The organism is Streptomyces sp. NPDC047917, from assembly GCF_043204345.1.
Taxonomy (GTDB): domain Bacteria; phylum Actinomycetota; class Actinomycetes; order Streptomycetales; family Streptomycetaceae; genus Streptomyces; species Streptomyces sanglieri.
In genome coordinates this window covers 115,546-142,185 of sequence record NZ_JBIDCA010000003.1, presented here as the reverse complement: position 1 = coordinate 142,185, position 26,640 = coordinate 115,546, and the positions used below count along the sequence as shown (strand labels likewise).

Annotated in this window: 22 protein-coding genes; 8 read left to right on the top strand and 14 right to left on the bottom strand. The window is 69.6% G+C overall.

Annotated elements, in window-relative coordinates; genetic code table 11:
- Positions 1 to 7: 7 nt before the first annotated feature.
- The 3 genes from ACGF8B_RS07585 to ACGF8B_RS07575 are packed head-to-tail and all read right to left on the bottom strand — an operon-like array spanning position 8 to position 2,219.
- A complete protein-coding gene (locus tag ACGF8B_RS07585) occupies positions 8 to 940 on the bottom strand; it encodes an alpha/beta hydrolase (protein WP_392735688.1) in 933 nt (310 codons plus the stop codon).
- 41 nt (positions 941 to 981) lie between these two features.
- Positions 982 to 1,752: an SDR family oxidoreductase gene (locus ACGF8B_RS07580; protein ID WP_392735686.1), complete on the bottom strand. Its 771-nt coding sequence runs from the start codon at positions 1,750 to 1,752 to the stop codon at positions 982 to 984.
- Positions 1,753 to 1,805: 53 nt separating this feature from the next.
- Entirely contained in the window at positions 1,806 to 2,219 is a 414-nt protein-coding gene (locus tag ACGF8B_RS07575; RefSeq protein ID WP_392735685.1) for a cupin domain-containing protein, read from the bottom strand.
- Positions 2,220 to 2,406: 187 nt separating this feature from the next.
- Here ACGF8B_RS07575 and ACGF8B_RS07570 point away from each other — a divergent pair, with 187 nt between their 5' ends.
- The 3 genes from ACGF8B_RS07570 to ACGF8B_RS07560 all read left to right on the top strand — a co-directional run bounded on the left by ACGF8B_RS07570 (position 2,407) and on the right by ACGF8B_RS07560 (position 5,150).
- Positions 2,407 to 3,291, top strand: a complete 885-nt coding sequence (locus tag ACGF8B_RS07570; protein ID WP_392735683.1) for a helix-turn-helix transcriptional regulator — start codon at positions 2,407 to 2,409, stop codon at positions 3,289 to 3,291.
- Positions 3,292 to 3,326: 35 nt separating this feature from the next.
- Positions 3,327 to 4,214, top strand: a complete 888-nt coding sequence (locus ACGF8B_RS07565; protein WP_392735681.1) for a helix-turn-helix domain-containing protein — start codon at positions 3,327 to 3,329, stop codon at positions 4,212 to 4,214.
- Between the two features lie 588 nt (positions 4,215 to 4,802).
- Positions 4,803 to 5,150, top strand: a complete 348-nt coding sequence (locus ACGF8B_RS07560) for a hypothetical protein (RefSeq protein WP_392735679.1) — start codon at positions 4,803 to 4,805, stop codon at positions 5,148 to 5,150.
- Between the two features lie 39 nt (positions 5,151 to 5,189).
- On the opposite strand, the gene ACGF8B_RS07555 is transcribed toward ACGF8B_RS07560, so the two are convergent.
- Positions 5,190 to 6,317, bottom strand: coding sequence for a hypothetical protein (locus ACGF8B_RS07555; protein WP_392735677.1), 1,128 nt, complete (start codon positions 6,315 to 6,317; stop codon positions 5,190 to 5,192).
- A gap of 679 nt (positions 6,318 to 6,996) precedes the next feature.
- Here ACGF8B_RS07555 and ACGF8B_RS07550 point away from each other — a divergent pair.
- Positions 6,997 to 8,370, top strand: coding sequence for a hypothetical protein (locus tag ACGF8B_RS07550; protein ID WP_392735675.1), 1,374 nt, complete (start codon positions 6,997 to 6,999; stop codon positions 8,368 to 8,370).
- 270 nt (positions 8,371 to 8,640) lie between these two features.
- Here ACGF8B_RS07550 and ACGF8B_RS07545 read toward each other — a convergent pair whose 3' ends face one another.
- The 5 genes from ACGF8B_RS07545 to ACGF8B_RS07525 form a co-directional block, all read right to left on the bottom strand.
- Positions 8,641 to 10,491 carry a serine/threonine-protein kinase gene (locus ACGF8B_RS07545; RefSeq protein ID WP_392736461.1) on the bottom strand — a complete coding sequence of 617 codons (1,851 nt, stop codon included), beginning with the start codon at positions 10,489 to 10,491 and terminating at the stop codon, positions 8,641 to 8,643.
- A 490-nt stretch (positions 10,492 to 10,981) separates the two neighbouring features.
- The gene (locus ACGF8B_RS07540) at positions 10,982 to 12,310 is read right to left on the bottom strand and encodes a class I SAM-dependent RNA methyltransferase (RefSeq protein WP_392735673.1); all 1,329 of its coding nucleotides are present in this window, start codon (positions 12,308 to 12,310) and stop codon (positions 10,982 to 10,984) included.
- 144 nt (positions 12,311 to 12,454) lie between these two features.
- The gene (locus ACGF8B_RS07535; RefSeq protein ID WP_392735670.1) at positions 12,455 to 14,503 is read right to left on the bottom strand and encodes an APC family permease; all 2,049 of its coding nucleotides are present in this window, start codon (positions 14,501 to 14,503) and stop codon (positions 12,455 to 12,457) included.
- A 134-nt stretch (positions 14,504 to 14,637) separates the two neighbouring features.
- The gene (locus tag ACGF8B_RS07530; protein WP_392735668.1) at positions 14,638 to 15,663 is read right to left on the bottom strand and encodes a 1-aminocyclopropane-1-carboxylate deaminase; all 1,026 of its coding nucleotides are present in this window, start codon (positions 15,661 to 15,663) and stop codon (positions 14,638 to 14,640) included.
- Between the two features lie 208 nt (positions 15,664 to 15,871).
- On the bottom strand, positions 15,872 to 16,546 hold the full coding sequence (locus ACGF8B_RS07525) for a GntR family transcriptional regulator (protein WP_392735667.1): 675 nt from the start codon (positions 16,544 to 16,546) through the stop codon (positions 15,872 to 15,874).
- A 286-nt stretch (positions 16,547 to 16,832) separates the two neighbouring features.
- Between ACGF8B_RS07525 and ACGF8B_RS07520 the strand changes: the two genes are divergently transcribed.
- Together ACGF8B_RS07520 and ACGF8B_RS07515 are read left to right on the top strand one after the other, a co-directional pair.
- Positions 16,833 to 17,501 carry a TrkA family potassium uptake protein gene (locus tag ACGF8B_RS07520; protein ID WP_124721011.1) on the top strand — a complete coding sequence of 223 codons (669 nt, stop codon included), beginning with the start codon at positions 16,833 to 16,835 and terminating at the stop codon, positions 17,499 to 17,501.
- Positions 17,501 to 18,178: a TrkA family potassium uptake protein gene (locus ACGF8B_RS07515; RefSeq protein WP_072485888.1), complete on the top strand. Its 678-nt coding sequence runs from the start codon at positions 17,501 to 17,503 to the stop codon at positions 18,176 to 18,178. Before ACGF8B_RS07520 ends, ACGF8B_RS07515 begins: the two co-directional genes overlap by 1 nt.
- Positions 18,179 to 18,282: 104 nt before the next feature.
- On the opposite strand, the gene ACGF8B_RS07510 is transcribed toward ACGF8B_RS07515, so the two are convergent.
- The 5 genes from ACGF8B_RS07510 to ACGF8B_RS07490 form a co-directional block, all read right to left on the bottom strand.
- Positions 18,283 to 19,053, bottom strand: coding sequence for a DUF3159 domain-containing protein (locus ACGF8B_RS07510; protein WP_392735665.1), 771 nt, complete (start codon positions 19,051 to 19,053; stop codon positions 18,283 to 18,285).
- Positions 19,054 to 19,056: 3 nt separating this feature from the next.
- On the bottom strand, positions 19,057 to 19,473 hold the full coding sequence (locus tag ACGF8B_RS07505; protein WP_164495335.1) for an OB-fold nucleic acid binding domain-containing protein: 417 nt from the start codon (positions 19,471 to 19,473) through the stop codon (positions 19,057 to 19,059).
- A gap of 167 nt (positions 19,474 to 19,640) precedes the next feature.
- Positions 19,641 to 20,333: a response regulator gene (locus ACGF8B_RS07500; protein ID WP_124721532.1), complete on the bottom strand. Its 693-nt coding sequence runs from the start codon at positions 20,331 to 20,333 to the stop codon at positions 19,641 to 19,643.
- Positions 20,334 to 20,421: 88 nt separating this feature from the next.
- Positions 20,422 to 22,965 carry an ATP-binding protein gene (locus ACGF8B_RS07495; protein WP_392735663.1) on the bottom strand — a complete coding sequence of 848 codons (2,544 nt, stop codon included), beginning with the start codon at positions 22,963 to 22,965 and terminating at the stop codon, positions 20,422 to 20,424.
- 172 nt (positions 22,966 to 23,137) lie between these two features.
- Positions 23,138 to 23,887 carry an ABC transporter ATP-binding protein gene (locus ACGF8B_RS07490; RefSeq protein WP_392735661.1) on the bottom strand — a complete coding sequence of 250 codons (750 nt, stop codon included), beginning with the start codon at positions 23,885 to 23,887 and terminating at the stop codon, positions 23,138 to 23,140.
- Between the two features lie 263 nt (positions 23,888 to 24,150).
- On the opposite strand from ACGF8B_RS07490, the gene ACGF8B_RS07485 reads away from it, so the two are divergent.
- On the top strand, positions 24,151 to 25,053 hold the full coding sequence (locus ACGF8B_RS07485) for a M20/M25/M40 family metallo-hydrolase (protein WP_392735660.1): 903 nt from the start codon (positions 24,151 to 24,153) through the stop codon (positions 25,051 to 25,053).
- Positions 25,054 to 25,075: 22 nt separating this feature from the next.
- Positions 25,076 to 26,506, top strand: a complete 1,431-nt coding sequence (locus ACGF8B_RS07480) for a M1 family metallopeptidase (RefSeq protein WP_392735659.1) — start codon at positions 25,076 to 25,078, stop codon at positions 26,504 to 26,506.
- The last annotated feature ends 134 nt before the right edge of the window (positions 26,507 to 26,640 follow it).

Here is a 26,640-nt window from a genome sequence, read left to right as displayed (position 1 = left end):
TGTCGGGTCAGCCCTGGTCGGCGGGGGCGGCCGCCAGGTGCTCGTTGTAGAACGGGACGGCCTCGGCGATGGCCTGGTCGACGTACTTGGGGACGTCGTAGAAGTCCATGTGCGTACCGCCCTCGACCACCCGCAGCTTCTTGGTGCTGCGGGCGCGTCCGTGGAGCTCGGTGGACATCCACAGGGACCCGGCCTCGCTGCCGGCGACGACGAGGAGGGGCTGGGTGAGGAGGTCCTCGACCATGTGGAAGGCGTCGAAGGTGAAGATCCGCGAGACGCTCTTGGTGAAGAGGAACTTGTTCTTGGCGTTGGGGTGCTGGGCGCGCGGGGTGAGGTAGTACTCGCCGGCCTCGGCCAGGTCGCGCGGGGTGTTCTCGTCCGGCTCGGCCGGGACGTAGGGCAGGTAGGTGGGCTCGGCACCCTGGGAGGCTTCGGCGGTGCGCTGCTGGGCGACGGCCTTGAGGGTGGGGACGGCGGCGGCGTCGGAGTCGGTGCCGTACCAGCCGCGGCGGAAGTTCGTGCCGATGTTGACGGCGCTGACGGTGGTCAGGGCCTTGATGCGGTAGTCGGTCATGGCGGCGTTGACGCTGTAGCCGGCACCGGCGCAGATGCCGAGGGTGCCGATCCGCTCGGGGTCGACGAAGTCGAGTGTCTGCATGTGGTCGACGGCGGCGCGGACGTCGTCCACGCGGGCGTAGGGGTCCTCCAGGTGGTGCGGCTCGCCACCGCTGTCACCCTGGAAGGAGGCGTCGAAGGCGAGGGCGACGAAGCCCTGCTCGGCGAGCTTGCTCGCGTACAGGCCGGCGGCCTGCTCCTTCACGCCGCCGCCGGGGTGAACGACGACGATCGCGGCGTGGCGGGTGGTGCGGTCGAGGCCCTCGGGCAGGTAGAGGTTGCCCGCCATGGTGATCTGGCCGTTGGGGAAGGTGATGGCTTCCATCGTGATGCTCCTGGTGAGTCGTGCCGTGCGGGGGTGTGGTTTCAGGGGGTGCGCAGGTGCGCGAGGTCGTCGCGGACGCGGGCCGGTTCGTCGTCCAGCGGCATGTTGAGGCTGTCCTCGACCGCGTCGAGCGCGCCTGGGGCGTCCGGCTTGGCCTGGGTGAACAGGGCGGTGAAGTCGGTGGTGGCGGGGCCGGGTCCGGAGAAGACCTCGAAGGTCCGGCCCAGCGCGGTGTCGTCGAGGAGGGCCTCGATCAGGAGGGCGCCCAGGACGTCGCGGCCGATGCCGGCCTCGCCGGTGTCGCCCTGCTCGATCCGCAGATGGGCGCCGCCCTCGCCGGCGTCCAGCCAGCCCGGGCGGACGATCGTGTACGGGGCGCCGCTGAGGCGGACGAGGCGTTCGGAGCGGCGCTTCCAGTCCAGGGCATGGCCGCTGTCGTTGAAGTAGTGGTCCCGGCGGGTGACGAAGATCGTCGTCATGAGGACGATCCGCGGGCGTCGGTCGCCGAGCGCGGTCAGCACGTTCGCGACGCCGCCGTAGTCGACCCGCTCGAAGGACTCGGGGCGGGCGTCGTCGTCCGACCCGTGGACGAAGATCACCGCGTCGGTGTCGGCGACCGCCTTGACGAGCGTTTCCGGGGCGGTGAGATCACCGGTCACGATCTCGGTGCCGTCCGGCAGGACCTTTCGGGCACGGGACTCGTCGCGGGCAAGCGCCACGGGGGTCAGACCCCGGGCAGCCGCCGCGGCGACGACGTGGCGGCCGGTGCGGCCAGTGGCCCCTACGACAAGGACGCGGTCGATGGCGGGCATGGGGTTCCTTCTTCCTTTCCCGGTACGACGGGGAGGTCGGAGACGGTGGGGTTTCAGCCGCTGGTGGTGCGCGGGCGTCCGTACTGCTCGGCGGTGATGGCCTCGTGCCAGTCGGTTTCCGGGGTGTGGTCCCAGACGCCCTCCCACAGGGCGAGGTGCTCCATGAACGACTCCGGAGTGGCGCCGTGCCAGTGCTCCTCACCGGGTGGACAGGTGACGGTCTCGCCGGACCGGGCCTCCAGGACCCTGCCGTCGCGGGTGCCCACGAGGGCGATGCCGGAGACGACGTGCAGGGTCTGGCCGAGAACGTGGGAGTGCCAGTGGGTGCGGGCACCGGGCGAGAAGCGGACCAGGTTGGCCCGCATCCGCGACGGCTCCTGGCCCGCGTGGATGACGTCGAACCAGACGTCCCCGGTGAACCATTCGGCCGGAGCCTTCGTGGTGGGCCGACGTTCGACGAACTCCATGGCTTCTTCTCCTGAAAACGGGCGGGGTATTTTCCGGGATCTCCGGAACCCGTGACTTCCTCGGGCACTGAAAACACTCGCACGTGCCGCACGCCCGCTGTAGAGGAGAATTCCATCCCGGGAGGAAAGCATCCGGGGATAAAACTCTCCCTCCCACAGAAGTTGCGTTCCGGGTATGAATGAGTGCATGAGCAGCAACGCACGCCCCGACGAGCTGGGGGCCTTCCTGAAGGCCCGCCGGGCCGAGATCGACCCGAGTACGGTCGGGCTGCCCGACACCGGACGGCGGCGCGTCAGCGGGCTGCGCCGAGAGGAGGTCGCCGCCCTCGCCTCGGTCAGCACCGACTACTACACCCGCCTGGAGCAGGGCCGGATACAGGCATCGCCGCACGTCCTCGACACACTGGCCCGGGTCCTGTGCCTGGACGACGACCAGCGCGCCTACCTGTTCGAGGTGGCCGGGAAACTCTCGGCAAGACCGGTCCGACGCACGTCCCAGAAAGTTCATCCCCGGCTGCTGCGCCTGCTCGACGACCTGGAAACGATTCCCGCGATCGTCCTCGGCCGCCGCATGGACATTCTCGCCTGGAATCCGCTCGCGGCCGCCCTCGTCACCGATTTCGGAGAAATCCCGGAGAAGCGGCGGAACTACATCCGGCTTGTCTTCACCGACCCCAGGATGAGAGCGCTGTACGCCGACTGGGAAAACGTCGCCCACACGTGCGTCGCCCAGCTGCGCATGGAAGCCGCCCGCGACCCGGAGAACGCGCGCCTGACCGCCCTCGTCGGCGAGCTGTCGGTCCAGGACGCCGACTTCCGCCGCTGGTGGGCCGCCCACCACGTCGCCGTGCGCGGCATCGGCACCAAGACGCTGCGCCACCCCGTCGTCAGCGAACTGACCCTCGACTGGGACACCCTCGCCCCCACCATCGACACCGACCAGCAGCTCGTGATCTGGACCGCCGAACGCGGCACCCCCTCCCACGACGCGCTGCGCATCCTCGCGTCCTGGGCGGACAGTGCCTCCACGGCCCCCGCGGACGGCGAGACCGGCCGCACGCGGCTCGGCTGACCCCGGCCGGTGCAGACGGCTGCCACACTGGAGACATGACCAGCAGCAGCGGCGACCCGAAAGAACTGGGGGTCTTCCTCAAGGCCCGCCGGGCGGCGCTCGACCCCCACCGGGCCGGACTGCCCGAGACCGGAACCCCACGCAGGGTGGCGGGGCTGCGCCGTGAGGAGGTCGCCCGGCTGGCCGCCATCAGCACCGACTACTACACCCGGGTCGAGCAGGGCCGCATGCGGGCCTCCGCCCCCGTCCTCGACGCCATCGCCCGGTCCCTGCGCCTCACCGAGGACCAGCGCGCCTACCTCTTCGAGCTCGCCGGCCGTCCACTGTCCGAACCACTCGCGCATCCGGGCCGGAACGTCACCGAGCACACCCGAAGGCTCCTCGACCAGCTGACCGCATCACCAGCCCTAGTCCTGTCGGACACCATGGACGTCCTGGCCTGGAACTCGCTCGCCGTGGCCCTCCTGGTCGACTTCGGACAGATCCCCGAAGCGGACCGGAACTACGTCTGGCTGCTGTTCAACGACCCCGCGCTGCGGGCCCTGTACGACGACTGGGAGGCGGGGGCCCACGCCTGCGTGGCCTATCTGCGCATGCACACCGCCCGCCGCCCGGACGACCCCCGTCTCCAGGGACTCCTGGCCCGGATGGCCCCGCACGCCGACTTCGAGCGCTGGTGGCACGCTCAGGACGTCGCCGTCCAAGGCACCGGAAGCAAGGTCTTCCACCACCCCGTCGCCGGCACCCTCGTCCTCGACTGGGACACCCTCACCAGCTCGACCACCCCGGACCATCACATCGTCGTCTGGTCCGCCCCGCCCGACAGCCCCACAGCCCAGGGCCTGCACCTCCTCGCGACAGCTACCCGAGAGGCAGCCCAGACATCCGCCGTTCCGTCGGGCCTCCCGGAGTACAGCGCGTAGTCGATCCACAGCAGCCTCTTCCCGGAGCAGTAACTGAACGACTGCCCCAGGGCCGGGTGATTCCCAAGCTCAGAGCGCAAACTCGTCTTCGCCCCCGCCTGCTGCGCCCGACGGCCCTGGTCGGGGAGCCATCTGGGAGCCGACCTGCTTCCCAAGCCCCTGCGAGACCTTCCGGCCCCACTGCGCACCAACGCTGCGACCAGGTAAATCGGCAAACCGGGTGGTGCGGGGCTGAGCCGAATCTCATTCGGGACGAAGAGGTCATGAATTCAGATCTCGACGCCTCAACAGAATAAGACCAGGTCAGGGGCCTGACCATTCAGCGAGGATCAGGACCTCCCCGCGTTCCCAGTAGTGTCTGGGAAAATCCTGCAGGGAGATCTTGGTGGGGTACCCCAAGCTCTGGGGTATGGCGTATCGGGAGGGCATGCGATGGAGCCGAGAAGTGCAGCAGCAGCGGGACGAGCCTTCCCTTACACCGCACGAACCACCTGTTACATCGAGATCCACAAGGACGGCCGCGTCACTCACGGCGCAGATCGGGCGACGTACGAGCGGGCGGTGGCCGGCGAGTCCAGGCTGTATGCCGTGTGGCCTGGGGAGTGGTCCAGCCACCTCTTCCTGATCGACGATCTGGACGAGTACGCCAAGGCCTGCGGCATCAAGCACGACGTCCAGCGGACAGGGCTGGCCGAGCATGTGCACCAGGTCCGATGGACCGAGTCGGACGACGAGCAGAATCCTCGCAGCCCGTACATCGGCATCGAGGTCGTGCTGGACTGCGGGTGCAAGATCGAGAGTCTCCGTGTGTTCGCCGAGCAGATGCGGGAGCAGAAGGGCTGGGCGGTGGCCACCTCGGTCGGGTGGAGCCGCTGGGGCGGACCCGAGGGGACCACGTACTCCCTCAGGGTCCGCCGCAAGAGCCTGACTTCCTGAACCATCGCGGTCGGGATCCTGCAGAACGCTACCTGGCAGTCAGCGACGGAACCCACGATGGGGATCTCGTGCGTCGACATTCAGGAACGGTTCGAACCAGGCTGCGGCACGTAGATCGCCGATGCCCATGTGTTGGTTCGTCTCGCCGTCCGGCTCCTCAATCCCGTCGAAACGAGTGTTGTAGAGCATCAGCACGTCGGTGTCCTGGAAGAACATCTCGGAACACATGCCGAAGTCGTAGTCGTCACGGTGGCTGGGCAGCCTCCCGTGGTCACCAGCGGCATCGTCTTCGACCTCGCGGTCGGCGGCGTCACGGACGGCGAGGTGAAGGGCGAGTTCTTCGGCCGTGCAGGTGGGTTCCGGCCAATGCCCCCGTTCGAGGTCACCGGCAAGGTCGTCGGCGGCCCGGGCAAACCGGCGGCGCCACTGGAGGTCGGCTGTGAAGGTCAGCTTCGGGAGATAGGAGAACACTCCCCAGTGGCCGTCGCGCTCGTCTGGCACCACGGTCCGGTCGCCAAGTTCCTCACCGTCGTCGTACGCCTGGTCGGCGAGCACGCACAGTTCCGTGTAGAGGAAGTCGGCAGTTCGGGGGGTGAGTTGCCACTGACATCGTTCGTCTTCGCACTCCGGGTCATCGCAGTGCGGCGCCTCCGTCGCGAACAGAGCCGCGAAGTCCGGACTCTTCCCCTTGGCTGACGGCTTTGCTTGCTCGCCTTGGAGGACAACCGCCGAGTGCCGGCAGCCCACGCCGAAGTTGGCAACTACCGCTTCCTTGCTCCAGTCGGCGACCTCATGCCCCTTCTCCGTGCGCAGTCTCAGGCACTGGGAGGTGTCCGTGACCGTGTCCGCGCCCTCGATCTCGCCGTCGGACTCCCCGAGCCACATGACAGCCCCGACAATGTCCTGAGGGTCGTCGCTCTCGGGGTGCTGACTCGGCAGGGGTTCCCAGCCTGCGCCCCTGGCTGCCTTCAGCACGGCCTGCGGGTCATGTACGTGGAATTCTCGGAGTACCTCTACCCGAATGACCGGACCAGTCAGGTCAGCGAGCCGTGCGTCGTTCGGGGTCCTTACGGCGCGCTGAGCCGCGTCGGTGTCGCTGTCCTCCTCCGCATCGTCATCAACGTCGTCGGCGAGCTGCTCCCACTTCAGGAAGCTGCCTGGAGTCATGGGCCAGACTCCCGCCAGCGCGTGTCGTGCGGCACTGCGGAGGGACGAAGCCGGAGCATCCGGCAGCTGGGCACAGAGCTTCTCCAGCGGCTCGGGTTTCCACGCGTCGGCAGAAGCGCCGATGGCTCGCTGGAGAATGCCCACCGCCTGCTGCGCGAGCTCGGGCTGCCGGCAGGTGAGGACGGCCTGCAATGAGGCAGGGCCCTCTCCGTGATGAACGAGAGCGAGGATGCGGCTCTTGCTGGGGGTGTGCTCGCAGTGGAAGCCGCGCAGCGCGGCTGGTGTCGACTGAGCAGACATGCGGAGGACTCCGAACAATGGGCGCACGAGAAACGTGCGTGAAAGCGAGTGGAGTTCCGCTGGTGGGCACGCTGCTGACGTGCCTCCGGACGGTGAAAACTAGTGCGCTTGGCTGGTTCCCCCGGTGCTACCGGGAGTCCGGACCTGGCTCCCGCAGCTTACTCACACGAAACAGCCGAGGGCGGTGGCAGCAAATAATCCCGATACCGGGGTGCTCCGCAGCGGTCTCGGCTCAGCCGAGCGGGCATGCGCCGCATGAGGGTCGGCCTCGCTCGCCAGAGGGCTCTCGCATGCGCCCCTGCGCACTTGCGTGCTCCGGCTCTCGATCCCCTACCTTCGCCGGGTTCGTGAAGCGCCCGCCCAAGCCGTAGGGGATGCATTGAAGCCTGCCAAGAAGGTACTTCTCGACCTCGACGCCTCGTCGAACATCTCCGTCCGTTCCAACGATGAACTGCTCGGCAAGGTGCAGTCCGCGATCGCCGCTGACGACAAGGCGCGCAAGAAGAAGGAGGCCGAGCCGCTCCGGCGCAAGCCGGTCCTATCGGACATCGCGAGCACCGAACTCGATCGCCGGACGCGGGTCTCCATGTGGGACGTCCTGCACACGCTCGGACGGGCGATGTCCCTGTCCTGGAAGGGAGCCGGTCGCGGCCTTGCGGAGCACTGGGGGGCCCTGAAGTACAGCCAGGCACTGACAGGCGGCCCCGACTCCTTCCTCGGGCTGACGACCGAAGGGCGGAAGATCGCCGAACGGTACAAGAACATCCAGTCGCACGAGCTCGGCATCGCCTTCGGGCTCACCCTCGCCAAGCAGGTGCTCGGGTGCAGGTTCCCCGAGCACTCTGTGAGCATCGTCCCCGCCGACGCTGTCCTGCGTGCCGGGTGGGCACTCACGAGCAGGGAAAAGGGCAACAAGGTCGGGTACGGGTACCGGCCGCAGTACTTCGCGGAGGTCTGGCGCCCAGGGGAACCGTCCTTCGTGATTCCCATCGCCACCAAGGGAAACCACAGCAACGCGGCCATCTCGGCGGGGCAAATGGCGTCCGCGTCCGCACACGCCGAGGCCGTACACATCGGCGCGTGGAACGAGACCCCGAGCCTGCTGTTCAGCACGGAGCTGCCCGCAGACGGCACTGTGACCGTCCACGCCCTGCAGGCTCCGGGCCGTGACGGCCTGCTCGCCGTCCCCTCTGGTGGGAGCAGGGTCGACCTGGACTCCAATCCGGTGCAGGAGAACCCCTTTCCGGGAATCCAGCCGCCCCGGGAAGGGGACATGGTCCGCGAGCCCGTGCCCGGCTGCCACGTGACTCCCGAGTACTTCGGGTGGTTCCAGCAGGTCCTCGGGCATACGGCGGCGGCCAGCCTCATGGCCTTCACCGGCTCCGGCCAGGGCACCGCCCGCTACCTCACCGAGCGACAGGGCAACGACCGCTTCGACGGCATCGAGCACGCCGCTGCCGGCAGCGTCCAGGACATCAGCCACCGACTCTTCGGACGCACCTATGCCGGCACCGACCACGTGTTCCGGCTGAACGGACCCCGCGTCGAAGCCTTCTCCGGCATGGACAAGGAACTCTTCGACCTCCTCACAGCAGGAAAGGCCGAGGACTACCGCATCCGCGTACACGCGGCCCGGCACACCCGTCCCCGGCTCGCCTGGGACAAGAAGTGGGGTGGTCCCGTCTCCGTACATGCCGACGGGTCCGTCCTCGCCATCCGTCTACTGCCTGGTCAGCGAGTGAAGCGCAGTTAGCGAACTGTCCCGAAAACGCCGGAAGATCGAGCGCGGGACCTGTGTGTACCGACAAAGACGCAGGTCACGCACCCCAACTCACGGATCACACCAAGTGCCTTCTAAGCACTTGGCGGCGGAGTGCGCGGCACGTCATTCAGCATGGGGGCCACGGCTGGAACCCCACCGGACCCCGACGCGGCCTGGAGAGACATGCGCTGGGCTGGCATGCCCGAGGCCCGTGTTTCGGCTGACTACCACTCGGCGCAACGATGATGGCTTGTGGGGAGGTCAGCTCGGACAGCTGCCGGCCGTGCCCCAGCGGAGGAAATCCGTGCTTCCGCCGCCGTCGAGGACCGCCACCGCGTACTGGGCGTAGCCCCATCCCTGCCCGGCGCGAGATTCCGCGAGAACTGTCCGGCAGGCCACGCCGGCGGCGGCCTCCGCCCATTCCTCTCGCGTGCTCTGGTCCCACTCGGGCTTCGTGGCCCACACGTACAACACGCCTTCGTGCGGAGCGAAGCCGATGCTGGTGTTCTCGTCGCTGATGTAGCGGGGGTCTTCGAGCAGACGGGATTTGGCGTTCCAGTCGACAAAGAGCTGGTGGACCGCTTCGGTTGCCACTCTGATTCCACGCTGGTCGACGCTGGGGATCTGGGCCGCGGCCAGCCCTTGTTCGGTGGGGTGCCAGCTCGGGGCCCGCCCGGGGTCGGTGGCGGTGCGGTCGATGGTCTGTGTGATGCAGTTGGTGTTGGCGCGGAAGTCGTCCTCCCACACGATCGCCGGCGCCGCGGGGGTTGTGTTGTCGATCAGAACGTACTCGTCGTACGGAAGGGACTTGTAGATGTCCGCCATCATGCGCAAGGTGAGGCAGGCGTTCTTGGCCACTCCTTGCACGACGCGTGGCTCCACTGTCGGGCCGCTGATGGTTATGTAGAGCTCCCTCCGAGATGGCGCGTAGCCCACGTCGTACTGGCCGCTGTAGTTGTACTCGTCGCCCATGCCGTAGCTGAGGTCGTGCCCGAGTGCGGCCTCGGTCTCGGTCTCCGCCTCTCCTTTGGCGCGACGAGCCGCACGCCATGTGGCGATGGTCGCCTCGTCCGCGTCCGCAGAAGAAGGGGATGATGCGGCGCCGACCGCAGCCTGGGAGTTTGCTGCGGGCGAAGCGGAAGTCGACACGGCAGCGGTCTTGGTGGGGGATGCACTGGCGTGAGGACGGGAACTCGTCGAAGTCGTCTCCGTCTTGTCGGGCTGCAGGGCCAGCGCTCCACCCGCCAGGCCACCGATGACAGTTCCCACCACCGCCGCGATGCCGACGAGTCGTCTGCTGGAACGGGCAGGACGTCTCCAGTTCGGGTCGTCCAGAGTAGGGACGTCCCACTGGGCAGCGACGAGATCGCCCACCAGTGTCGGCTCCGCACCCGTCGGCGCGACCTGTGTGACCTGTGCTGCGAGGAGGACGGCACACGTCTCCGCAGCGTCCCACGCGGTGGCTCGGCCCCCCGGCTCCTTGGCAAGAGACCTGCTCACGATGGCGTGGATTTCGCCAGGAAGGCCACGCAGATCAGGTTCCTCGGACATGACCCGGTAGGCGACCGCGTCGGGGGCTCCCCCACCGAAGGGCGCGCGACTGGTGGCCGCAAAGGCTATGAGGGCGCCCCAGACGAACATGTCGCCCTCGGGACCCGTGCTACCCGTGCGGTAATGCTCAGGGCTGATCCATCCTGGAGTGCCGGTCAGAATGCCGGTACGTGTCACGGATGTGCCGTCGACGGCATGAGCGATGCCGAAGTCCAGGACGCGGGGACCGACCGGAGTCAGGATGACGTTCTGCGGCTTGACGTCCCTATGGACGACACCCGCGGCATGAGTGGCCGCGAGAGCCTGGGCCGTACCTGCGGCAAAGGCGTACAGGGTTCCGCCGGCAAGTGGACCGTAGGTCGCAATGTACCGATCGAGGGTGGGCCCTGGAGCATAGGCAGTGGCCAGCCATGGCGACGCGGCTTCGACGTCAGCCGCGAGCAGGGGTATGAGGCACGCGCCCTGGACACGAGCGGAGAGCTGGACTTCTCGCCGGAAGCGAGCCCGGAACTCCGCGTCGTCCGCCTGGGCAGGGTGGACGACCTTGACCGCGACTCGCAGACCGGCGGCGTCGAGGCCGGCTTACACCGTGCCCATGCCCCCGGAACCGAGCCGCCCGATGATCCGGTAGGGACCGACACGCTTGGGGCCACCGGGGTGGGCAGCCAGCACCCGCCCACCTGAACGAGGACTGATCACCGGGCTTCCGATCTCCTTCAGACGTGCCACAGGCCAGAGGCCGGACGCATGCCGGTACCTGAGAGCTGGATATTAGCCGCGCGCCGAGACGATAGGCACTGCCTTCTCAAGCAATGATCGGCGGCACCTCCGCATCGGACGCACAAGAGCGAGACGGAGCCGACGAGCCTCGCTCGCCGCGCTCCTTCGCTTTCGCCGCAGCCCACCTCTTCATCGGCGTGTACCGCGATCCGGCCCTTCCCGACATCCACCTGACACCCCATCAGAATGAGCGTCACGAGCGTCATCCCAGCGTCAAGATATCGCCCGTAACGCCCACACAGCACATACCGTCCATCTGCAAAACCCCAGGTCAGGCGTCCTTCTTCACCGGCTCCAGAATCGCCACGCACTCCACATGATGCGTCATCGGAAACAGATCGAACGCCCGCAGCGTCCGCACCCGGTACCCGCCCTCCGCGAAGTACGCCAGGTCGCGCGCCAGTGCCGCCGGGTCGCAGGCGACGTAGGCGATGCGGCGGGCGCCCAGGCCCGTGAGGTGTTTGACGACCTGCTTGCCGGCGCCTGCGCGCGGCGGGTCCAGGACGATCAGGTCGCACTCCGTGATGCCGGTGCGGGGCAGCACCTGGTCGACCTTGCCGTGCTCGATGCGGACCCGGTCGAGGTCCTTGAGGTTGTGGCGGGCGTCCTCGACCGCGCGCTTGCCGGACTCGATGCCGAGGACGGCGCCCTTCTCGCCGATGCGCTGACCGATGGCGCCGGCGAACAGGCCGACGCCGCAGTAGAGGTCGAGGGCCATGTCGTTCTTGCGGGGCAGCAGGCCCTGCATGACGGCACGGACCAGGGTGTTGGCGGCCTGCGGGTGGACCTGCCAGAAGCCGCCGGAGCCGACGCGGTAGGTGCGGTCGTCGGCGCGCTCGCGGACGAAGGCGCGGCCGTGGACTCGGTGAACGCCGCCGTCGCGCTCGTCGACGCGCATCACCGAGACGGGCTTGTCGAGCTCGACCAGGGGCAGCCGGCCGCCAGGCCTCGGGGTGAGGATGACCTGGCGGTCGTGGGAGCCCGTGGCGGCGATGGCCTCCACCGAGGCCATGCCGGGCCAGTCGCGCTTCTCGATGCCGAGCTCCGTGACGCCGGGGGCGGCGATCAGGCAGCGTTCGACGGGCTCCACGTCGTGCGAGCGGTGCTTGCGCAGGCCGACCTTGCCGTCCTCGTCGATGGCGTACTGGACGCGGGTGCGCCAGGCGGGAACCTCGCCCGGCGGGAGCTTGTCGCCCTCGGCCGGCATGACCGTGCCGTCCCAGCCCGCCTCCTCGGGGGTGAGGCCCGCGAGGCGCTGGAGCTGTTCGGCGATCACTTCGCCCTTGAGGCGGCGCTGGGCGCCGGGCTTGGCGTGCTGCCAGTCGCAGCCGCCGCACTTGCCGGGGCCCGCGTACGGGCAGGGCGCCTCGACGCGGTCCTTGGACGCCTCGATGATCCGTACCGCGTCGGCGCGCAGGAAACGGGAGTCGCTCTCGCCGTCGGTGACCCTGGCGACCACCTTCTCGCCGGGGAGCGTGTGCCGTACGAAGAGGACCCGGCCCTCCGAGGTGCGGGCGATGCAGTGGCCGCCGTGTGCGACGGGGCCGACCTCGACCTCGTACTCCTCCCCGACCAGCGACGACGTGGGTTCGTTCTGCATGAGGGGGTGGCTCCAGGGATCAAGGGGAACAAGGGAAGGGGGTCAAGGGGGAACGACCGGACAACGACCACGGCCGGACAACAACCTACGATTCTACGTGGGTGTCGTCCGGCCGTTTACCACCGGCGGAAGCGGGTCCTGCGGTCAGCTCTTGCCGCTGGGTTCCCTGGGCCTGCGCTCCACAGGTCCTCGGCGCACCGAACCCGGGGCGTTCCATTCGGCGCGCTTCCTGGCGCGCTTCTTGGCCGCCTCGGAGGACTCCAGCTGGTACGGCACGGAGGTCACCATGACGCCCGGGGTGAACAGCAGCCGCCCCTTGAGGCGCAGGGCGCTCTGGTTGTGCAGGAGGTGCTCGTACCAGTGGCCGACCACGTACTCGGGGATGTACACGCTCACCACGTCGCGCGGGCTCTCCCGGCGCAGGCTCTTCACGTAGTCGATGACCGGGCGGGTCACCTCGCGGTACGGGGAGTCGAGGATCTTCAGCGGGATGTCGATGCCGCGCCGCTCCCAGTCGTCCTTGAGCGCCTTGGTCTCCGCCGCGTCGACGCTGATGGAGAGCGCCTCCAGCCGGTCGGAGCGGATCAGTTTGGCGTAGGCGAGGGCGCGCAGGGTGGGCCGGTGGAGCTTGGAGACCAGGACGATCGAGTGGACCCGGGAGGGCCGGATCGTCTCGTCGGACGGGGTCTCGTCGGCGGCGATCTCCTCGGCGACCCGGTCGTAGTGCCTGCGGATCGCGGTCATCGTCCCGTAGAAGATCACCATGCCGAGGAGCGCGACCCAGGCGCCGTGGGTGAACTTGGTCGCCAGGACGACGACGAGCACCAGGCCGGTGAAGAAGGCGCCGAAGGTGTTGATCGCACGGGAGCGCACCATGTGGCGGCGCTTGGCGGGGTCCTTCTCCGTCCGCAGGTGGCGGTTCCAGTGCCGGACCATGCCGGTCTGGCTGAGCGTGAAGGAGACGAACACGCCGACGATGTAGAGCTGGATGAGTCGGGTCGAGTCCGCCCCGTAGATCCAGACGAGCAGGATCGCCGCGCCGGCCAGCAGCACGATGCCGTTGGAGAAGGCGAGCCGGTCGCCGCGGGTGTGGAGCTGGCGGGGCAGGTAGCGGTCCTGCGCGAGGATCGAGCCGAGCAGCGGGAAGCCGTTGTACGCGGTGTTGGCGGCCAGGAAGAGCACGAGCGCGGTGGCCGCCGCGAGGATGACGAAGAAGAACGTGCCGTCACCGAAGACCGCCGCCGCGACCTGTGAGATCACCGGGTCCTGGACGAAGGACGAGCCGACCGGGACGCCGTGGTTGATCAGGTCCTTGGCCGGGTTCTCGGCCATCTTCACGTCGGTGGCCATGGCCAGGCCGATGATGCCGCAGAACATGGTGACGGCGAGCAGTCCCATCATCGCGAGCGTCGTCGCGGCGTTCTTGCTCTTCGGCTTGCGGAAGGCGGGCACGCCGTTGCTGATCGCCTCGACACCGGTGAGGGCGGCACAGCCGGAGGAGAAGGCCCGCAGCAGCAGGAAGACCAGCGCGAAGCCGCTCAGCCCCGCGTGCTCGGCCTTGATCGTGTAGTCCGAGGTCGGGGCGTGCATGGTGTCGCCGAGGACCAGTCCCCGGAACGCACCCCAGATGATCATGATGAAGACGCCGGCCACGAAGAGGTACGTGGGAATGGCGAAGAGCTTGCCGGACTCCTTGACGCCGCGCAGGTTCATCAGCGTCAGCAGCACGATGGCGGCGATCGCGCACACCGTCTTGTGCTCGACGACGAACGGGATCGCGGACCCCAGGTTCTCCACCCCGGAGGAGATCGACACGGCGACGGTCAGCACGTAGTCGACCAGCAGTGCGCTCGCCACGGTCAGCCCGGCCTTGGGGCCGAGGTTGGTGGTGGCGACCTCGTAGTCACCACCACCGCTCGGGTACGCGTGCACGTTCTGCCGGTATGAGGCGACGACCGTGAACATCAGGACCACGACGGCGAGCGCGATCCAGGGGCTGAAGTGGTACGCCGACACGCCCGCGACGGAGAGCACCAGGAGGACTTCTCCGGGCGCGTAGGCCACCGAGGACAGCGGGTCGGATGCGAAGACAGGAAGTGCGATGCGCTTGGGGAGGAGCGTTTCTCCCAGCTTGTCGCTGCGCAGCGCCCGTCCGATCAGGATCCGTTTGGGCACGTCGGTCAGTTTGGACACGCTGAGGATCGTAAGCGCTCCGTATGGAAGCCGCAGACGCACCACCCCCGTGGCCCCGCAATCTCCTGCGCTCGGCCGAAAGAGCCACGAAATCCTTAACGGAATCCTTGCGCCCCGGTACGGAATCCGCGCGCTCAGGCGTCCGCGAAAAGGGCGCTGTAGCCGTTCAGCGCGGGCTGGCCGCCGAGATGCGCGTAGAGGACGGTGGAATCGCGGCCGATCTCGCCGCGCGCCACGAGGTCGATCGTTCCCGCCATCGACTTCCCCTCGTACACGGGGTCGGTGACCATGCCCTCGGTACGGGCGGCGAGCCGCATGGCGTCCAGGGTCGCGTCGTCGGGGATGCCGTAGGTGCCCGCGTGGTAGCGCTCGTCGAGCTCGATGTCGTCCACGGTGAGTTCCCGGCGCACACCGATGAGCCGTGCGGTGCCGGTCGCGATCCGGGCGATCTGCCCGCGGGTCCGGGTGGGCTCCGCGGAGGCGTCGATGCCCAGTACGCGTCGCGGGCGGGCGCCCGCCTCCTCCAGCGCGGCGAAGCCCGCGACCATGCCGGCCTGGGTGGAGCCGGTCACCGAGCAGACCACCACGGTGTCGAAGAACACGCCGAGCGCGCGTTCCTGCTCGGCGACCTCGTACGCCCAGTTCGCGAAGCCGAGACCGCCCAGCGGGTGGTCGGACGCGCCCGCCGGGATGGCGTACGGCCTGCCGCCGCCCTCCTCCACCTCGCGCAGTGCCTGCTCCCAGCTCTCCTTGACCCCGATGCCGAACCCGGCGCGCACCAGCCGTACGTCGGCACCGGCCAGCCGGCTGATCAGGATGTTGCCGACCTTGTCGTAGACGGCGTCGGGCCACTCGACCCAGCTCTCCTGGATGAGTACGCACTTGAGGCCGGCCCGGGCGGCGACCGCCGCGACCTGGCGGGTGTGGTTGGACTGGACTCCGCCGATGGACACGAGGGTGTCGCAGCCCTTCGCGAGGGCGTCGGCGACGAGGTATTCGAGCTTGCGGGTCTTGTTGCCGCCGTAGGCGATGCCGGAGTTGCAGTCCTCCCGCTTGGCCCACACCGCGGCTCCGCCGAGGTGCTCGGTGAGCCGGTCGAGCCGGTGCACGGGCGAGGGGCCGAAGAGGAGGGGATAGCGCTCGTACGAGGAGATGGACACGGGGGCTCCCTTGGTCGCGGGTGGGGTGGAGCGGGGCTTGGACGGAGGTGGGTGCGGGGGCGAGGTGGGTGCGGGGGCGAGGTGGGGCGGAGGTGGAGCGGGGCCGAGATGGACCGGCGGGCCGTTCCGGCCGCTCGGGCCGCTGGGACCGGTGGGCTGTTCGGACCGGCGGGGCCGCTGGGGTCGGCGGGCCGCTCGGACCTGCGGGCTACTCGGGCTGTTCGGGCTGCTCGGGCAGTTCGTCGGCCAGCTCTTCCAGCGCCCGCCAGATCTCGGCGGTGATCCGGACCGCCGCTTCGGCGTCACGTGCCGCGCACGCCTCGATCAGCTGCTCGTGCAGCTCCGCGGAGCCGTGCGCGGAGCCCGCCGTACCGAACCGCCGCCACTCCAGGCGCCGGATCAGCGGGGTGTAGCGCTCGACGGTGGCGGCCACGGCCCCGTTGCCACAGGCGGCGACGAGTACGTCGTGGAGCCGGTCGTCGGCGCGCAGCGCCTCCGCCACGTCGCCACGGCCGGCCGCCTTCCGGAACCGTTCGTTGGCGGCGCGCATCACCGTGATGTCGGCGTCCACGAGGTGGGGTACGGCGGTCCTGGCGGCCAGCTCCTGCATGGCCCGTACGACGGCCGCGGCGTCCCGGACGTCGCCCGGCACCAGCCGGGTCACCCGGGTGTAGCTCTGTGGCTTGGATTCGACGAGGCCCTCGCCCGCGAGCCGGGACAGCGCGTCGCGGACCGGGGCCCGGGAGAGCCCCAGGCGGTCGGCGAGGTCGGCATCGCGGACGGGGGCACCGGGCGGGATGTCACCGCGGACGATGGCGTCGCGGATCGCTTCGTACGCGGTGTCCCGCAGCAGGGTCCGCCGGACGGGGCGCAGGGTCTCCATGAACTGACATGTTAGATGTCTGTGCGCTCCACGCTCAAGGGTCCGTGCGCTCCACACTCAACGGTCCGTTCGCTCAAGGCTCCATGCGTCCGGAATTCGCCGCCCTCCACACGGGGCACGGCGAAAGCCCACTCGGATGAGGCTTCGCACTCCGGGCCGCATAAGCTCATCCTGGGCAACGGGACACACCGTTGCCCCGTTGTTTGCCCGGCAAGCTGAGAAAGAAGTGTGAGCAGGGTGTTTTCGCAGGTCAGCCGGACGACCAGGACTGCGAGGTAGGCGCAAGGTGCACATCGTCATCATGGGCTGCGGGCGAGTAGGAGCCGCTCTCGCGCAGACCCTGGAGCAGCAGGGGCACACGGTCGCCGTCGTCGACCAGGACCCGACGGCGTTCCGTCGGCTCGGGTCCGGATTCGGCGGACGGCGCGTCACGGGTGTGGGCTTCGACCAGGACACCCTCCGCGAGGCGGGTATCGAGGAGGCCGGTGCGTTCGCCGCGGTGAGCAGCGGCGACAACTCGAACATCATCGCCGCCCGGGTGGCCCGCGAGATGTTCGGCATCGAGAATGTCGCGGCGCGCATCTACGACCCCCGGCGTGCCGAGGTCTACCAGCGTCTCGGCATCCCCACGGTCGCCACCGTGCGCTGGACCGCGGACCAGATGCTGCGGCGGCTGCTGCCTTCGGGCGCCGAGCCGCTGTGGCGGGATCCGAGCGGTGGTGTGCAGCTCGCGGAAGTGCACACCACGCCGTCCTGGATCGGCCACAAGATCAGCACGCTGCAGGAGGAGACGGGCGTCCGCGTGGCGTTCCTCACCCGGCTGGGCGAAGCCATACTGCCCACCTCGCAGACGGTGCTGCAGGAGGGCGACCTGGTCCACGTGATGATGCGTACGGACGAGATCGCGAAGGTCGAGGCGGCCTTCGCCGAGGGTCCTGAGGAGGGCGGTCACTGATGCGTGTCGCGATTGCCGGGGCCGGTGCGGTGGGTCGTTCCATCGCGGGCGAGCTGCTGGAGAACGGGCACGAGGTGCTGCTCGTCGACAAGGCCCCGACCGCCATCTCGGTGGAGCGGGTGCCGATGGCGGAGTGGCTGCTGGCGGACGCCTGCGAGATCACCTCGCTCGACGAGGCGGCGCTGCAGCGCTGCAACGTCGTGATCGCCGCGACCGGCGACGACAAGGTGAACCTGGTCGTCTCGCTGCTCGCCAAGACGGAGTACGGCGTGCCGAGGGTCGTCGCCCGGGTCAACAACCCTAAGAACGAGTGGCTGTTCAACGAGGCCTGGGGCGTCGATGTGGCGGTCTCGACGCCGCGTCTGATGTCGGCCCTGGTCGAGGAGGCGGTGAGCGTCGGCGATCTGGTCCGGCTGCTGCGCTTCAGCCACGGCGACGCCAACCTGGTCGAACTGACCCTGCCCCCGGAGTCGGCGCTGGCCGGCACCCGGGTAGGCGAGGTGGCCTGGCCCGAGGACACCTCGCTGGTCACCATCATCCGCGGGCAGCGGGTTCTGACGCCGAGCACCGAGGAGACCCTGGAGGCCGGCGACGAGCTGCTGTTCGTGGCCGCGCAGGCTCGCGAGGAGCAGTTGGAGGACCTGCTGTCGGTGCGCCGGGGCGACTCGGACGACTGAGAGCAGGGCGTGGGTACGGGGAGGGCCCGGAACCGTGTGTCACGGTTCCGGGCCCTCCCCGTGGTTCCGGAGCGAGTGGTCTCGGAGCGGCTGTGCGCCGCGCCTCAGAACTCCTGGTTGCGCGCCGCGGCGGCTTCGGCGGCCTGGGCCGCCTTCCGGTCCTTCTCCGCCTGCTCCTCGGCCTCCATCTCGGCGAAAACGTCGATGGGCGGCGGCGCCTTGGCGAGGAAGACCCAGGTCAGATAGACCGCGAGGAGGAACGGGGGGATCTTCAGGGCTACCAGGACCCAGCCGAACTGGGTGGTGTCGGCCCACCAGTACAGCGGGAAGAGGATCGCGCACTTGGCGAGCAGGATCAGGCCCCAGGCGTAACTGGCCTTGGCGTAGGCCTTCTTGCGGCCGGGGTTCCTGGTGCGCCAGGAGAGGTTCTCCTTGAACACCGGCCCCAGGATCAGACCGATCAGCGGCACCCCGGCGAGGGTGGTGATCAGGTAGGCGAGGGCCAGACCGAGCGTGTAGAGCATGCCCGGCAGGTAGAAGTCCTTGGCGTTGCCCGTCATCATCGCGAAGACCACACCGAAGGCCACCCCGAAGACGCCACTGAAGGCGTGTTTGACGGTGTCCTTCCGGATCAGTCGCACGACGACAAGGATCAGGGACACCGCCAGGGCCGCGATGGCCGAGCTGTGCAGATCCTTGTTGATCGTGAAGATGGTGACGAACAGCAGCCCGGGGACGACTGTCTCCACCATGCCCCGGACACCGCCGAACGCCTCGAAGAGCGCGGCCTCGGTGACCGCTTTCGCGTCGGCCGCCTCCTGAGCGGTGCGGGTGGTGCGGTCCGTGTCGGACGTCGGCTTGTCGAGAGACGTCACCGGCTACTCCTTGCCGAGCGGTCGGAGTTCGTATTTGGGGTTGAACAGCACCCGGCGCCCGTGACTCATGGCGATCCGGCCCGAGGCGATGAGCTTGCGCCCCGGTTCTATACCCACGATGGAGCGCCGGCCCAGCCAGACGACGTCCAGCGGAGCGGTGCCGTCGAAGAGCTCGGCCTCCAGGGCGGGCACTCCGGCGCGCGGCCGCAGGGTGACGGTCCGCAAGGTACCAGTCACCTTCACGATCTGCCGGTCGGTGCATTCGGAGATCCGCGTACAGCCCGAGGCCTGCGAGTCCTCCTGGAGCTCCTCGGACTCAAGATCCTCCTGCGAGGTGGACAGCCGGTCGAGCATCCGCCGGAAGCGGCCCGACGGCTTTTCCGCCTTGCCGGACTTGTCGGATCGAGGAACAGCACTCATACCCGAAGGGTACCGGTCCCGGCTGCTCCGGGCGGGTGTCCCCGGTCTCACTCGAACGGGTGACCGGGCATGGACCCCGCGGGGCGGCCGCGGTCACCCTCACCGATCACGGTGGGCGGCCCGGCCCCCGGCCCGGCCCCCTCCCGTCCGTCCGCCCCGCTGCCCGCTCAGCCGCGCTCGAAGCGGTACCCCATGCCGGGTTCGGTGACGAAGTGCCGGGGGTGCGAGGGGTCGGCCTCCAGCTTGCGCCGCAGCTGGGCCATGTAGACCCGCAGATAGTTGGTCTCGGTGCCGTAGGAGGGCCCCCAGACCTCCTGGAGCAGCTGTTTCTGGCTGACCAGCCGGCCACTGTTGCGGACCAGGACCTCCAGCAGGTGCCACTCGGTGGGGGTGAGCCGTACGTCGCGCCCCTCGCGGTGGACCTTCTTCGCCGCCAGGTCGACGGTGAACCCCTCGGTCTCGACGATCACGATGTCGTCGGATCCCTGCTGCCCGACGGGTTCGGCGCGGCGGACCGAGGCGCGCAGCCGGGCCAGCAGCTCGTCCATGCCGAACGGCTTGGTGACGTAGTCGTCCGCGCCGGCGTCCAGGGCCTCCACCTTCTCGTCGGAGGTGTGGCGGGCGGAGAGGACGAGGATCGGCACCCGGGTCCAGCCGCGCAGCCCCTTGATCACCTCGACGCCGTCCATGTCCGGCAGTCCGAGGTCGAGGACGACCACGTCGGGGTGGCGGGCGGCGGCAAGCTGGAGGGCGGTGGCGCCGTCGGGCGCCGCGTCCACCTCGTACTTGCGCGCCTTCAGGTTGATCACGAGGGCGCGTACGATCTGCGGCTCGTCGTCGACCACAAGCACCCGGGTCATGGGGGCCCTGCCTTTCTGCTGTACGTCGATCTCCCGGGACGTGGCGGAGATCATGAGGTGATCCATGTGGCCGGGCGTTCCGCCCGGATCATGAGGTGACCCGCGCGGGCAGGTCGGGGCTGACCGGAACGTACCCCGACGCCGCCTTGAGCGTCAGCACCATGGTGAGGCCGCCGCCGGGGGTGTCCTCGGCGTCCAGCGTGCCGCCCATGGACTCCACGAAGCCGCGGGCCACGGCGAGGCCCAGTCCGACGCCGGCGCCGCGCGGGGCGTCGCCGTAGCGCTGGAAGGGCTCGAAGATGCGCTCCTTGGCGTCGTCGGGGACGCCGGGGCCGCGGTCGGCCACCCGTAGCTCGACGCGTTCGCCGAGTGCGCTGGCGGCCACCGTGACGCGTTCCGCGTAGCGGCTGTACTTCACGGCGTTCTCGACGATGTTGGCGACGGCCCGCTCCAGCAGCCCGGGGTCGACCTCGACCATCGGCAGAGTCTCGGGGATGTCCAGGTCGACGCTGTCCTCGGGGACACCGCCGAGCGCCATCGGGACCACCTCGTCGAGGTCGATCTCGCGGATCAGCGGGGTGACGGTACCGGTCTGGAGCCTGGACATGTCCAGGAGGTTGCCCACCAGGTGGTCGAGGCGGTCGGCGCCGTTCTCGATGCCCTCCAGGAGTTCGGCCTGGTCCTCGTCGGACCAGGCGACGTCGTCGGAACGCAGCGAGCTGACGGCGGCCTTGATGGCCGCGAGCGGGGTACGCAGGTCGTGGCTGACGGCGGCGAGCAGCGCCGTCCTGATCCGGTTGCCCTCGGCGAGCCGCCGGGCCTCCTCCGCCTCGTCGACCAGGCGCTGCCGCTCCAGTACGACGGCGGCCTGCGCGGCGAACGCGCCGAGCACCCGGCGGTCCTCGGCGGGCAGCACCCGGCCGGAGAGGGCCAGCGCCATGTGGTCGCCGACGGGCATGTCCACATCGGCGTCCTCCGGCCGGGCCACCGGGCCCGGTCCGACGCTCCCGGCGCATGTCCACGGGTCGACGTCGCTCACGCGTTCCAGCAGGGCGACGGACTCCATGCCGAAGGTCTCGCGGACCCGGTCCAGGAGCGCGTCCAGCGTCGTCTCGCCGCGCAGCACGCTGCCGGCCAGGAAGGAGAGGATCTCCGACTCGGCGCGCAGCCGGGCCGCCTGGTGGGTGCGGCGGGCCGCCAGGTCGACGACCGAGGCGACCGAGACCGCCACCGCGAAGAAGATCACGATGGCGACGAAGTTCTCCGGGTCCTGCACCGTCAGGGTGTGGGTGGGCGGGGTGAACCAGTAGTTCAGCAGCAGCGAGCCGGCGGCGGCCGACGCGAGGGCGGGCAGCAGTCCGCCGAGCAGGGCCGCGGCGACCGTCATGAAGAGGAAGAGCAGGACGTCGTTGGCGAGCCCGGGGCCGTTGCCCAGGCCGCTCAGGAGCAGCGTGAGGAGGGCCGGGCCGCCCACCCCGACCAGCCAGCCCCACATGATCCGGACCCGGCCCAGCCGGGCGCCCCGGGCGATGGGCAGGCCGCGCCCCTTGGCGACCTCTTCGTGGGTGACGATGTGGACGTCGAGGTCGGGCCCGGACTCCCGGGCGACGGTGGCGCCCACCCCGGGTCCGTAGATGTACTGCCAGGCCTTGCGGCGGCTGGAGCCGAGGACGATCTGCGTGGCGTTCACCCCACGGGCGAATTCGAGGAGCGCCGAGGGTATGTCGTCGCCGATGACGTGGTGGAACGTGCCGCCGAGGTCCTCCACGAGGGTGCGCTGGACGGTGAGTTCCTTGGGGGAGGCGGAGGTCAGCCCGTCGCTGCGGGCTATGTAGACGGCGAGGATCTCGCTGCCCGAGCCCTTGGCCGCCATCCGGGACGCGCGGCGGATGAGGGTACGGCCCTCGGGGCCGCCGGTGAGTCCGACGACGATGCGTTCGCGGGCCTGCCAGGTGGTGCGGATGTTGTGCTCGCCGCGGTACTGCTGGAGGTACTCGTCGACCCGGTCGGCGACCCAGAGCAGGGCCAGCTCGCGCAGGGCGGTCAGGTTGCCGGGCCGGAAGTAGTTGGAGAGGGAGGCGTCGATCCGGTCCGGCTTGTATATGTTGCCGTGGGCCATCCTGCGGCGCAGCGCCTGTGGCGACATGTCGACCAGTTCGAGCTGGTCGGCCCGGCGGACGACCTCGTCGGGGACGGTCTCGCGCTGCCGCACACCGGTTATCGCCTCGACGACGTCACCGAGCGACTCCAGGTGCTGGATGTTGACCGTGGACACCACGTCGATGCCGGCCTGGAGGAGTTCTTCGACGTCCTGCCAGCGTTTGGCGTTGCGGGAGCCCGGCACATTGGTGTGTGCCAGTTCGTCCACCAGGGCGACGGCGGGGGCGCGCTCCAGGACCGCGTCGACGTCCATCTCGGTGAAGAGGGCGGAGCGGTACTCGATCTCGCGGCGCCGGACCTGTTCCAGGCCGTGCAGCATGACCTCGGTGCGCGGCCGGTCGTGGTGCTCCACGAAGGCGACGACGCAGTCGGTGCCGCGCTCCACGCGCCGATGGGCCTCGGAGAGCATCGCGTACGTCTTGCCGACGCCGGGTGCCGCACCCAGGTAGATCCGAAGCTTGCCGCGTGCCATGGCCCCATTGTCTTCTCTTGAACCCGGCTGCGTCCGATGCGGCAGCCGCTTCGAAGCTACCTCGCAGATTGTCGACAAATGGGCCGGCGGGTGGGGCGGGGGACCGTATTGACAGGATTCTGACGCCGCGGACGGGCCGCGGGCGCCCTTCGGCGGCCCGCGGCCCCACCCCCTACGCGTGCTCGACGATGTGCCCGTCGCTCAGTTCGAGCACCCGGTCCGCCAGCCCCAGCAGCTGGGGATCGTGTGTCGCCACCAGTGCGGTGACGTCCTCGCTCCGTACCACCGCGCGCAGCAGCTCCATCACCGCGAGCCCGGTCTCCGCGTCGAGCTGTCCGGTCGGCTCGTCCGCGATCAGCAGGGCGGGCCGGTTGGCGAGGGCGCGGGCGATGGCGACGCGCTGCTGCTGGCCCCCGGACAGCTCGCCGGGGCGCTGGGCGGCGTGATCCGCCAGGCCGACCAGGGAGAGCAGCAGCGCCACCCGGTCCTCGCGCTCGCGCGGGTCCGTCTTGCGCAGCCGCATGGGCACGCCGACGTTCTCCGCCGCGGTCAGGATCGGGATGAGGCCGAACGACTGGAAGATGAAGCCGACCCGGTCCCGGCGCAGCTCCAGGAGTCCGTCCTCGCCCAGCTCGGCGAGGTCCGTGCCGTCGACGGTGATCCGGCCGCCGTCGGGGCTGTCGAGCCCGCCGAGCAGGTTGAGGAGGGTCGTCTTGCCGGAGCCCGACCGGCCCTTGAGCGCGACCAGCTCGCCGCGCGGCACCTCGAAGGACACCCCGCGCAACGCGTGCACGGCCCCGGCCCCGGAGCCGTACGAACGGTGCAGGTCCTCGACCCGGACCATGGGACCGCCGGCGGCCTCCTCGGCGACCGCGGTGCCGCCCTGTCCGTCGATGCCCGTACGGCCGGTGGTCTCACTCATGTCTCTCCCCGTGAACGTGCTCGGTCCCCATAGGCCGCCAGTATGTGCAATGCGCACAGCGCTGGACAATGGCCGACGGCTGTCCGCCTTCCGGCCGGATGCCGATGCGGCGGGTGTGCCGCACCGCCCCCCTGTCGAAGTGCTACCGCTTTCCGACAACTTCACGACAACTTTCTGACACCGGCCGACCAGCCTGGCCGACGTCCGGGCCGGCGGGGCGAGCGCCCCGTCCGAGCCGTCCGGACCGTCTCGAAAGGGTGCGTATGACGTCACGCAGGAGCCTTCCCCGGCTGGCCGCCGCGGTTCTGGGGGTGTCCCTGACCCTCTCCGCGGTCCCCGCCGCCACCGCGGACACGCGGATCCCCGCCGCCCCCACCGTCTCCGAACAACAGGTCATGCCCCACCTGCGCGCTCTGCAGCGCATCGCGGACCGCAACGGCGGCAACCGCGCGCACGGCACGAAGGGGTACGCGGAGTCGGTGGCGTACGTGAAGCGCGCCCTGGACCGCGCCGGATTCCGTACGAAGCTGGTGCCCTTCACCCACGACGGCGCCACCGGCAACAGCCTGATCGCCGACTGGCCGGGCGGCGACCCGGACCATGTGCTGATGACCGGCGCTCACCTCGACAGCGTGAAGGAGGGGCCGGGGATCAACGACAACGGCTCCGGTTCGGCCGCGGTCCTGGCCACCGCCCTCCAGGTCGCGAAGACCGGCCTGAAGCCCGAACGGCATCTGCGGTTCGCGTGGTGGGGCGCCGAGGAGCCGGGGCTGATCGGCTCGGCCCAGTACGTCAGGAAGCTCTCCGCGGCCGAGCGCCGCAGGATCGACGTCTACCTCAACTTCGATCAGGCGGGCAGCAGGAACACCCGGCAGTGGCTCGTGATCCACGACGACGAGCACGGTGAGACCGAGGCCCAGCAGGCGTTCGAGGCGTGGTTCGCCGAGCGGTCCATCCCCACCTTCGACATCGGCGTCGGCGGCTCGGACCACGAGTCGTTCGGCAACGCGGGCATCCCGTCGTCCGGCTTCAGCACCGGCATCTCGGACTGCATCCACGAGGCGTGCGACGACCTGTCCAACGTGGACCCGAAGACGGAACGGACCAGCACCGACGCCATCGTCGGCGTGCTGTGGAAGCTCGCCGCCACCACACCCCGGCACTGACCGCCACCCCCAGGAACGAGACATGTACAGACTCCTGAACCGACGCCGCAGGACCGTCGCCGCCCTGGTGGCCGCGGTCGTGAGCGGTTCCGTGCTGGCCACCGTCCCCGCCTCGGCCGCCATCGGCTCCCCCGGTCTCGGCGACCCGTACTTCCCCGACGACGGCAATCCCGGCTACGACGTCTCCCACTACGACGTCCGCATCGCCTACGACCCGGCGCACACCGACCGGCTCGACGGCGACACCACCGTCACCGCCCGCGCCCTGACCCGCCTGGACCGGTTCGGCCTGGACCTCAAGGGCTTCACCGTCGCGTCGGTGAAGGTGAACGGCGCCCCGGCGAAGGCGTTCTCCCGGGCCGGCGCCCATAAGCTGTCCATCACCCCGGCCCGCCCGGTGACGAAGGGCTCGACGTTCGAGGTCCGGGTGAAGTACGCGGGCCGGCCCGACCCCGAGGGCTGGCACACCCTGGAGACCGGCGGCGCGAACGTGGCGGGCGAACCGCACTCCGCGACCTCCTGGTACCCCGCCAACGACCACCCGTCCGACAAGGCCACCTTCGCCCTCACCGCGACGGTCCCCGACGGCTGGACGGCCGTCGGCAACGGCCTGCCCGGCCCCGAGAGCGTCAAGGACGGCCGAAGGACCTTCCGCTGGTACGAGGACAGGCCGATGGCCACCTACCTCAGCACGGTCGCCATCGACCGGTTCACCGTCCACCGCGGCCGGACCGCCGCCGGGACACCGGTCATCACGGCGTACAGCCCGGATGCCGTCATCGACGCCGAGGCGGAGACCCAGCAGACGGAGATCCTGGACTTCCTGGCCTCGAAGTTCGGCCCGTACCCGTTCTCCTCCGCGGGTGCCATCGTCGTCGGGGCCTCGAAGGAACCCAACGACGGCCCTCTCGCCCTGGAGACGCAGAGCCGCCCCACCTACGGCTCCATGCTCTTCGACGCCTCGGTGGTCCACGAGAACACCCACCAGTGGTTCGGCGACAGCGTCTCGTTCAAGGACTGGCGGGACGGCTGCGTCGCCGAGTGCTTCGCCCAGTACGCGGGACAGCTGTGGGAGGAGCACAAGGGTGCCGACCTGGACCGGGACTACTACCGGTCCGAGGTGGCGGAGTACGCCGACGACCCGTCCTTCTGGTCCGTCAGGCTCTACGACCCGGGACCGGGCAAGGAACTGGACGGGGCCCTGTACTTCAAGGGCTCGCTGATGCTGCACGCGCTGCGCCGCACGGTCGGCGACGAGGCGTTCTTCCGGACGCTGCGGACCTGGACCCGCGACCACGCGTACGGCAACGCCTCGTTCCGGCAGTTCGAGGCGCTGGCGGCGAAGGTCTCGGGCAAGGACCTCAAGGGCTTCTTCGCGGCCTGGGTGGACGGCACGGTGATCCCGCCCCACAAGTACCTGTACCCGGGCTCCCTGGGCACCCCGGCCCGGTGAACAGGCGTGGGGGGGGGGGGGGGGGGGGGCCCCCCCCCCCCCCCCCCCCGCCGGGGCCGCCCCCCCCCCCCCCCCAAAAACCCATAACGGGGGTTTTTTGGATGTTGAAAGTTGCAGCGCGCCGCCCCCCCACC